This is a genomic window from Ilyomonas limi (assembly GCF_005233845.1).
GTDB lineage: Bacteria > Bacteroidota > Bacteroidia > Chitinophagales > Chitinophagaceae > Ilyomonas > Ilyomonas limi.
The window spans coordinates 40,175-48,813 of record NZ_SZQL01000026.1 but is presented as its reverse complement, the minus strand read 5'-3'; the positions used below and the strand labels follow the sequence as shown (position 1 = coordinate 48,813).

General features: G+C 40.4%; 5 protein-coding genes, 1 tRNA gene and 1 pseudogene. 2 read left to right on the top strand and 5 right to left on the bottom strand.

Annotated features, from left to right (window positions below; all coding sequences use genetic code 11):
- Positions 1-287: 287 nt before the first annotated feature.
- Positions 288-358, top strand: a tRNA-Gln gene (locus tag FC093_RS21500).
- Positions 359-562: 204 nt separating this feature from the next.
- Here FC093_RS21500 and FC093_RS21495 read toward each other — a convergent pair.
- Positions 563-970, bottom strand: a pseudogene (locus FC093_RS21495) (chloride channel protein); the annotation flags it as partial.
- Positions 971-1,085: 115 nt separating this feature from the next.
- Between FC093_RS21495 and purE the strand changes: the two are divergent.
- Positions 1,086-1,595 carry a 5-(carboxyamino)imidazole ribonucleotide mutase gene (purE, locus tag FC093_RS21490; RefSeq protein WP_137263877.1) on the top strand — a complete coding sequence of 170 codons (510 nt, stop codon included), beginning with the start codon at positions 1,086-1,088 and terminating at the stop codon, positions 1,593-1,595.
- Here purE and bshC read toward each other — a convergent pair.
- From bshC to FC093_RS21470, 4 genes are all read right to left on the bottom strand, one after another.
- Entirely contained in the window at positions 1,590-3,182 is a 1,593-nt protein-coding gene (gene bshC / locus FC093_RS21485) for a bacillithiol biosynthesis cysteine-adding enzyme BshC (protein WP_137263876.1), read from the bottom strand. The genes purE and bshC overlap by 6 nt on opposite strands.
- 155 nt (positions 3,183-3,337) lie before the next feature.
- Positions 3,338-4,651: a 30S ribosomal protein S12 methylthiotransferase RimO gene (gene rimO / locus FC093_RS21480; protein ID WP_137263875.1), complete on the bottom strand. Its 1,314-nt coding sequence runs from the start codon at positions 4,649-4,651 to the stop codon at positions 3,338-3,340.
- A 353-nt stretch (positions 4,652-5,004) separates the two neighbouring features.
- Positions 5,005-7,092 carry an insulinase family protein gene (locus tag FC093_RS21475; RefSeq protein WP_137263874.1) on the bottom strand — a complete coding sequence of 696 codons (2,088 nt, stop codon included), beginning with the start codon at positions 7,090-7,092 and terminating at the stop codon, positions 5,005-5,007.
- A gap of 112 nt (positions 7,093-7,204) precedes the next feature.
- Entirely contained in the window at positions 7,205-8,524 is a 1,320-nt protein-coding gene (locus FC093_RS21470) for a M16 family metallopeptidase (protein WP_137263873.1), read from the bottom strand.
- Between the last annotated feature and the right edge of the window lie 115 nt (positions 8,525-8,639).

The window sequence follows — 8,639 nt, the reverse complement described above, 5'->3', positions numbered from 1 at the left end:
CTTTTGATTGTTGTTTGAGTAATTGCTTTAATTGCTGAGGTGTTTCTTTTACCCTAATTCCTTTTGCCTTTGCCATATGGCAAAATATTATAAATTAGACTATTTATGAAATATAACCGGTATTAGTTCAAAGCCGGGGACATACTGCTTGTCGCCGAACATAAACACTTATTTAAAAATAGTATTATGTTCTTCATGCACCTTTGGGGCTCTAAAAGGCATTAGCATAATTTTTTACAATTCACCGTTTGACAATTCGCAATAGACCTTTACATTTGCGCTCCCATTGCCTGATAGTATAATGGTAGTATCTCAGATTCTGGCTCTGATGGTCTTGGTTCGAATCCAGGTCAGGCAACTTTCTCCAACCACTTATTTTACCATATCTTGTATTGTGTTCAATTACCGATTTCTTATCAGTAAAGCACCTATTTATTAAGTATTAGTATTATCTATTGTGGCTTTTGCAACAGCCGGAGACACAACAACATGCTTTTCTTCTTTCACCTCTTCGTCCAATAAATGCGTATAACTGTGTTTCAGGCGATCGTAAAAAGAATGTTTATATAAGGATAGAAACCATAATGGCAACCACGCCTGCAAACATGAAGTAGAAGATAACACTATGTTTATCAGTCATTTCCAGCACCAGTATAGCCGAAGTAAAATGTGTACGCGTAAGTCCGGTAAAAAAGCCCACTATGCCGGCGAGTATCAGCAGGTTGCTGTTGGTAGCCGATAAATGAATCCATTGCACCACTAAACCGCCAATACTAGCACCGGAACTAAGTGCGGGTGAAAATACACCGCCTGCAGCACCAGTCGTAAAATATAAAATTTGATCAAGTACACGAAGAATGGGAACGTACCAGGCCTGGTGCTTATCGGCATAAAACAATAAATTATTCATCAATTGTTTACCCGAACTTAAAATGTGCGTATCGTTTAAGGCAATAAGCACAATAATGAATGCACAGCAGAGTAAATTATTTTACAATAAATAAACAAAATATTGCAGATGCCATTCTGCACGCTACATTTGACACCCAACATTAGCCACTAACAATAATTAATCAGCAATAACTATGGTTGGTATTATCATGGGCAGCGACAGCGATTTGAAAGTAATGCAGGACGCTGCTGCTATGCTGCAATACTTCAATATTGAATTTGAACTGACAGTTGTATCAGCACACCGCACACCCCTGCGCATGGTGGAGTATGCATCTAAAGCCGCATCCCGTGGCTTAAAAGTGATTATTGCAGGTGCTGGTGGTGCAGCACATTTGCCGGGCATGGTGGCTGCTATTACTACATTGCCGGTGATTGGCGTGCCTGTAAAATCGTCCAATTCTATAGATGGCTGGGATTCAGTACTGTCTATTCTGCAAATGCCGAATGGCGTGCCGGTAGCAACTGTAGCTTTAAATGCTGCAAAGAATGCAGGTATCCTGGCTGCACAAATAATAGGCACCAGTAATACAGAAGTAGCTGATGCGCTGATACGTTATAAAGAAGAATTGAACAGCAGTGTAGAAGAAAAAATAAGAAAGCTAAGCGCTGATTTTCCGAATGGTTTCGATAAAGGTTTATAACTGTACAATAGCAAATTCCTGTTCCAGCGCAAGGGAGTATTGATAAGCTATTTTAATAAATTCATTTCCATAGCGCGCGTAAAAGAGTGAGAGATTTTCCACTCTTTCCTGCAGGCTGTTATCAGGAAAGAGTTGTGCCTTCAGCTTATTGATCTGCCGCTGTTGTGCTTCATACTTTTTCTTTTCGGCACGCAGCATTTTCTTTTCCAGTTCTATCAATCCTTTCTGCGCCTGCCTGCCAAGATTGAGCACATGCGCATGTAAAGTAATGTTTATAATATCAATAATATTGGTAAGCTTTTCCGAATATAACTTTTGCAAACAGGCTATTTCATCCGTTAGCGTTAATTGCTTGCCGGCATTACGTTTTACCAGCTCGTTTATGAGTGTTTGTGCGCTTTGAAAAAGATCCGTAACTGCAAAGCCTAACTCTTGTGTTCTGGTAGCTTGTTTTTCATTTATGAACAAAAAAGAATTACGCAAAATAAGCATTGGATAAGGCAGATGAATAGCTTTGAACACCTGCTTTAGCTCCATCCAGTAAGCCAGCTCGCCACCGCCACCAACAAAAGCAATATTGGGCAAAATGGTTTCCTGCAAAGCCCCGCGAAGAATGACGTTCGGACTAAAACGTTCCGCAGCCGTTTGAAGTTCCTGCAATAATTCTTCCTTGGTAAATGTTTTATTAATTGCCTGCACTACAAAAGCATCGCCTTCTTTTTCTATGCGTTCCCGTTTATCATCTATTAAATAAAACATATTGATTTCCCTGCCGCCAGCCTGTGCTTTGTATTGTTGTGACAATGCATCAATCGTTGCTGCTACGGCTGCATGAGAAAATTGTTCCGTTAATTCTTTTTCGATAACCGGTGCGAATAAGTTTTTTAATTGCCTGTTATCCGGTATCAGAACAATTAAACCATATTCACCAAACAACGCATTTACCAATTCCAAAGTTGCCTGCTGAATAGTGGTGTTTAGTTTATAACATTGCCTGAATAAGGCTATTATTTCTTTACCAAATTTTTCTACACTTATCTGATTGCTTAATTCATTGAGCAAAGCAATGAAAGCCTTATCTACCTTCATTCTGCCGACAGCACCAGTTTGTGTAGTATTCCACTTGTACTGTTTTCCATCTACATTAATGGTACCTAATTCGTCTAAATCTGCATCTTCGCTACCCATAAAAAAAACAGGCACAAAATGATACTCCGGTAATTGCTTATGCAGGCTTTCAGCAATTTTAATTACATGCAGAATTTTATAAACAAAATACAGCGGACCTGTAAAGATAACCGGCTGGTGCGCCGTAGTAATAGTAAAAGTGTTGGACTGTAAAAGCGATTGTATGTTTTTTTCAACTGCCGGATCTATTTCAATTCCTGCATATTGTTGTTTTAATACGTCTGCCAATACTTGCCTGTTTTGAGAAAATGCCTGCCGCTGCTGTATAGCAGTCCTTATCCCATCTAAAGAAACTTCGTGTTCGTAAAATGGTTGCAAAGCTTCATTCTGCTGCAAATAATCAGTAATCAGTTTTGAAAAATATCCAGTCTGCTGATAAGGTAAGTAAGTACAGTCCATTTCTATAAGTAAGTATTTGCGAAAATAGCACACATATAACACGGGTGTTATGCACAGATTTTTTATACACCAATAAGGCTAAATACACCAATTGCACGAATTAATTTAATCTTGCTTATCCGTGTTTCATAATTGCATTATTCGTGTGCTATAAATTAGTGTTCCAACACCTCTCCTTCCAAATCGTAGTCATAAGCCTTGGTAATTTTTACGTTCACAAAAGTACCGGGTTGCAGTCTTTTGGTGGAGTGAATTACTACTTCATTATCTACTTCCACAGAGTCAAATTCTGTTCTGCCAATGTACCTGCCGGCTTCTTTTTTATCTACTATTACCTTGTAAGTATTGCCAATTTTTTCCCTGTTTTTTTCACAGCTTATCTCCTGCTGCACTTCCATAATTTCCTGGGCACGCCGCTGCTTTTCTTCTGCAGGAATATTATCTTCCAATTCGTATGCACTGGTGCCTTCCTCGTGGCTGTAAGTAAAAATACCTACGCGGTCAAAGCGCTGCTGCTGTAAAAAATCTTTCACCGATTCCACATCTTCTTCTGTTTCACCGGGAAACCCTGCTATCAGTGTAGTACGTAGGCAAATACCTGGGTTTTTATCACGGATTGCCGCAATAGTTTCTTCAATTTCTGTACGGGTGCTTTGGCGGCGCATGGCTTTCAGCATGGCATCGCTGGCATGTTGCAAAGGCATATCTAAATAGTTACACACATTTTCTCTTTCACGCATTACATCCAGTACATCCAGCGGAAATTTATTGGGATATGCATAATGCAATCGAATCCATTCCACGCCGGGTATATCAGCAATACGATTTACCAGATCTGCAAGTGCTCTTCTTTTGTAAATATCTAACCCATAATACGTTAATTCCTGTGCTATCAGCATGATTTCTTTTACCCCTTGCTTCACCAGATTTTTTGCTTCAAACACAATTTCTTCCATTGTTTTACTCACATGCTTACCGCGCATGAGCGGGATGGCGCAAAAAGCACAGGTGCGGTTGCAGCCTTCACTTATCTTTAAATAAGCATAATGCTTTGGCGTGCTTAACAAACGTTCGCCCAGTAATTCTTTTTTATAATCTGCATTCAGTTGTTTAAGTAACAGGGGCAGTTCAAACGTACCAAACCAGGCATCCACTTCAGGTATTTCAGTTTCCAGGTCTGTTCGGTAACGCTCACTAAGGCAGCCGGTTACATATACTTTTTCCAGCATGCCGCGGCGTTTTAGTTCTACCTGGTTTAAGATGGTTTCAATACTTTCATCTTTGGCTTTATCAATAAAGCCGCAGGTATTCACCACCACAATATTATGATCCAGTTTTTTATTTTCGTGCAGCACATCAATAGCATTTGCTTTTAACTGCCCGCTCAGCACCTCACTATCCACCAGGTTTTTGCTGCAACCCAGCGTAATAATGTTGACCTTATCCTTTTTTAACGTTCTTACCTTCATAAACCGCGCAAAGGTATGCTATTCAAAAGTCTTTCTTTTTTGTTTAACGGGGTTTTAGAAAGTAGCGGCCGGGCTTTGTGGAAAATTGACAATCGTATGGCAAATTTGTATAACAATTGTATCTGATGACTTCCAAACACGTTGTTTCATGGAACAAGGTGTGGTGTTGTTGCCCTCATTCATTTCTGCTAATGGTTGAGGACCCTCAACATTCTTATTATGCTTCACCATTATCACAAATACTAACAGCGTTTAGAACCCTGTTAGTATTTTATATCCGTTTATCTTTATCAAATAAAAAAGACTGCCTAAAACAAGCAGTCTTTTTTACATGTATTCAAAACAAAACCTAATTATTCAAAATCACTTTCGCTCACACCTTCATTTATTTTATAATCTGAAAATACTACCTCGAAAGCCTGGTTCATTTCACCGGCTGCTACGCTGATGGATACTTTGTAAGGTAGCATAATATTGCCTGCTTTTTTATAATCGCTGAATTCGGTAGTGGTATTTACGGTTTGCTCCCCAGCAGTTTTTGCCGCTTCACGCTTTACCAACAGTTTACTGGCTACATCATAATACTCAGTGATATTTTTGCCTGAAGGCAGTGTTACCTGCACTTTATATGCATCGGAACCGTTTACTTTTTCGGTTCCGGCAACCTGCAGTTTAATGTCGGGATTTTTTAAGTAATCTTCCTGTTCAAAAATGGACGTCTGCAACTTACTTTCGGCAATATCTTCGGCGCTCATATTGGTTTTATTGCCCATTTGCTGCTGATAGCCTGTGGTGCCGTTAAATACATTTTTCGACACTACATTACCATTCATACTAATGGTAATCAATTGCTTGTTAGGTGCCATTTGCTTCTGGTTGTACACCAGTTGCATACCTTGTACGCTCATGTTGCCGGTGCCGTTTACGCTTTTCACCTGTGCCAGTGCATCGGCACCGCCTATTGCTTTTATATAATGCTGAATAATTGTTTTAGCATCTACATTTACAGCAGCATTATTGGCTGCACTTGCCGTTACAGGCTTTGCAAATGCATCGTATTCTTTTACCGGAAAGCCCAATTTTTCAAGTCCGCTTTTTACATCGGCAGCTTTGCTTACTACCACTATGCGGGTATCGTTATAATTAAAATATTTTTGAGCTGCGCGTTGCACGTCGGCAGGTGTTACAGCATTTATTTTTTGCAGATAGGTGCGGTAAAAATCTTTAGGCAAATTATTAATAATGATGTTTCGGGCAAAGCCTGCAATACGCGAAGGGTCTTCGAGTCCACGCGCAAAGGCACCGTTATATACAGCCTTTACAGCTTGCAACTGGACGTCTGTAACCGGCTCGGTACGAATACGGTTTAGTTCGTGCAGAAATTCGGTAACAGCACTGTCTGTCTTGGCATTGCGCACCGATGCAGAAGCCGTAAATGCCGACTGAAAACGTCCGCTGCCGATGCCGGAATAAGCACCATACGTAAAGCCATGTTTTTCGCGCAAATTCATAAATAAATAGCCGGTAGAGCCGCCGCCCAAAATTTCGTTTGCCAGCAAGGCAGCAAAATAATCGGGACTTGTTAAAGGCAATGTTACAACATTGGTAACGTGTATTTCGCTTTGCACTGCATTGGGCACATCTATCAAATCAATTTCGGTTTTGGCCGGATTTTTTGCATCCGGTGTTTTTTCCAGTGTCAAAGTATTTCCTTTCCAACGGACAAATGCTTTTTCTGCCAAAGCTTTTGCCTGCTCCGGTTTAATATCACCTACAAACGTGAGATAGCCGCGTGATGGGGTGATGTATTTTTTATAAGCCGCTTCCACATCGGCCAAAGTAAGTCCGCTTACCGTTTGCGGTGTTTCAAATTCACCTTTAGGATTATTGGTGCCATATAATAAAGCATTGGTAACGCGGGCTGCAATGGCCTTAGCACTTTTTTCCGCTGCCTTCATATCGGTTAGCTTCATTTGCTGTAGCTTATTAAAAGATTCCTGGGTAAACTTGGGCTGCTGCAATGCTTCTGCCATCAGCATAAAAGCACTATCAAAGTAGCGCGTCAATGCCGAAGCACTGCCGCCGTTGGAAGATAAGTTTACATTAGCGCCCATCCTATCTACCGCCTGATCAAAAGCAGCTTTGCTGTGTTTGGTGGTACCTTCACTCAGCATAGCGCCTGTCAATTCCAGCACACCGGCTTTATTACCTTCGGTAATAGGACCGGCGTCTATAAAATAATCAGCCGTTACTTTGGGCACTTTATGGTTTTCTACTACCAATACAGTAATACCATTTGACAGTTTATAAATTACCGGATCATCTATTTTTATAATAGGTGCAGGACCAGGTTTCGGCGGTTTGCTTCTGTCTACTGTTTGTGCATGCAACATTGATATAGTAAGCAATGCCACTGCTATAAAAAGGACTATTTTTCGCATATAAACTTTTTGAAAAGAGATTGTATTGATCACATGAATTTAAATTGCTCCTGTGAGTGGTAAATTGTGAGTCAAAATATTGTTACACTTACCATTCGCCACTCACATTACTTTATTTTGCCGGCAAATAATACAGCACTACACGCTGATTGTTGTTTAAATATTTTTTTGCTGCATCGCGTATTTCCTCGCGGGTAATAGATTTTATAATATCCAGCTCTTGGTTAATCTCATTGGCATTTTTATAAAAAGTATAGCCCTCTGCAAGATTTTCGGCTATGCCCAACATTCTGGTATTCGCATCGGCATAGTTGCTTTCGTACTGGTTTTGCAGCTTGGTATATTCTTCCTGGCTGATAAGTTCTGTTTGCAGCTTAGCTATTTCTTCATCAATATCGTGCAATAAAGTATCAAGCGGAGCGCCACCATTTGGCAAGGCGTAGGTAATATACGCGCCATAATCTTCCAAAGCATAATTGAATGCACCTACCTGCAATGCATCTTTTTTATCATCCACCATTTTCTTATACAATCTGGAGCTGGCTCCATCCGACAAAACAGAAGAAATTAAACTCATAATTTTTGCATCTCTTGTGTTCAAGCCCGGTACGCGGTAAGCGGTGATAATAGCCGGAATTTGTATATTGGCATCATACGCCGAATCTACAATTTCGTGGGCAATAGGCGCTTCTTCTGCTTTGCTGTACACTACCGGTGCACCTTTTGGTATAGGAGCAAAATAAGCATTCACCAGTTTTTTGGTACTGTCTATGTCTATATCGCCAGCTATGGACAATACGGCATTATTGGGCACATAGTATTTTTTGAAGAAAGCCTTGAATTCATCCAGCTTGGCAGAGTCGAGGTTTGCCATAGAACCAATGGTCTGCCAGCGGTATGGATGGTTGGTAAATAGCCTCCTGAATACTTCATAGGCAAAATTGCCATACGGCTGATTGTCTATGCGCAGGCGCTTTTCTTCTTTTACTACTTCGTTTTGTGTTTCTACACCAATTTCGTTAATTACGGGGTGCATCATGCGCTCACTTTCGAGCCACAAACCCAACTTTAAATCGTTGGATGGAAACACTTCGTAATAAAAAGTGCGGTCTTGCGTAGTATTGGCGTTGTTTTCACCACCATTATCCGACACAATTTTCATAAACTCACCGCGCTTGATGTTTTCGGTTCCTTCAAACAAAAGATGCTCAAAAAAATGCGCGAAGCCGGTGCGTGCAGTGTCTTCGTTTTTGGAGCCTACATGATACATTACCGATACGGCGACTACAGGCGCACTTTTGTCCTGGTGCAGAATTACATGCAAACCGTTGTCTAAGTTGTACTCTGTAAAATCAATCTTTTGAGCGATGAGCGGCATGCCGGCAAGCAACAAAGCCACAAACAAGCCCAAAAGACATTTGAATAATTGCATAAATAATTTTTACGGACAAATGTATTATGAAAAGCTTTGGAGCTATAGAGAAAATTGTTATTTATTGGATGAATGGCAATGAGTGTTGATGAATACATAGACAACACCTAACAGT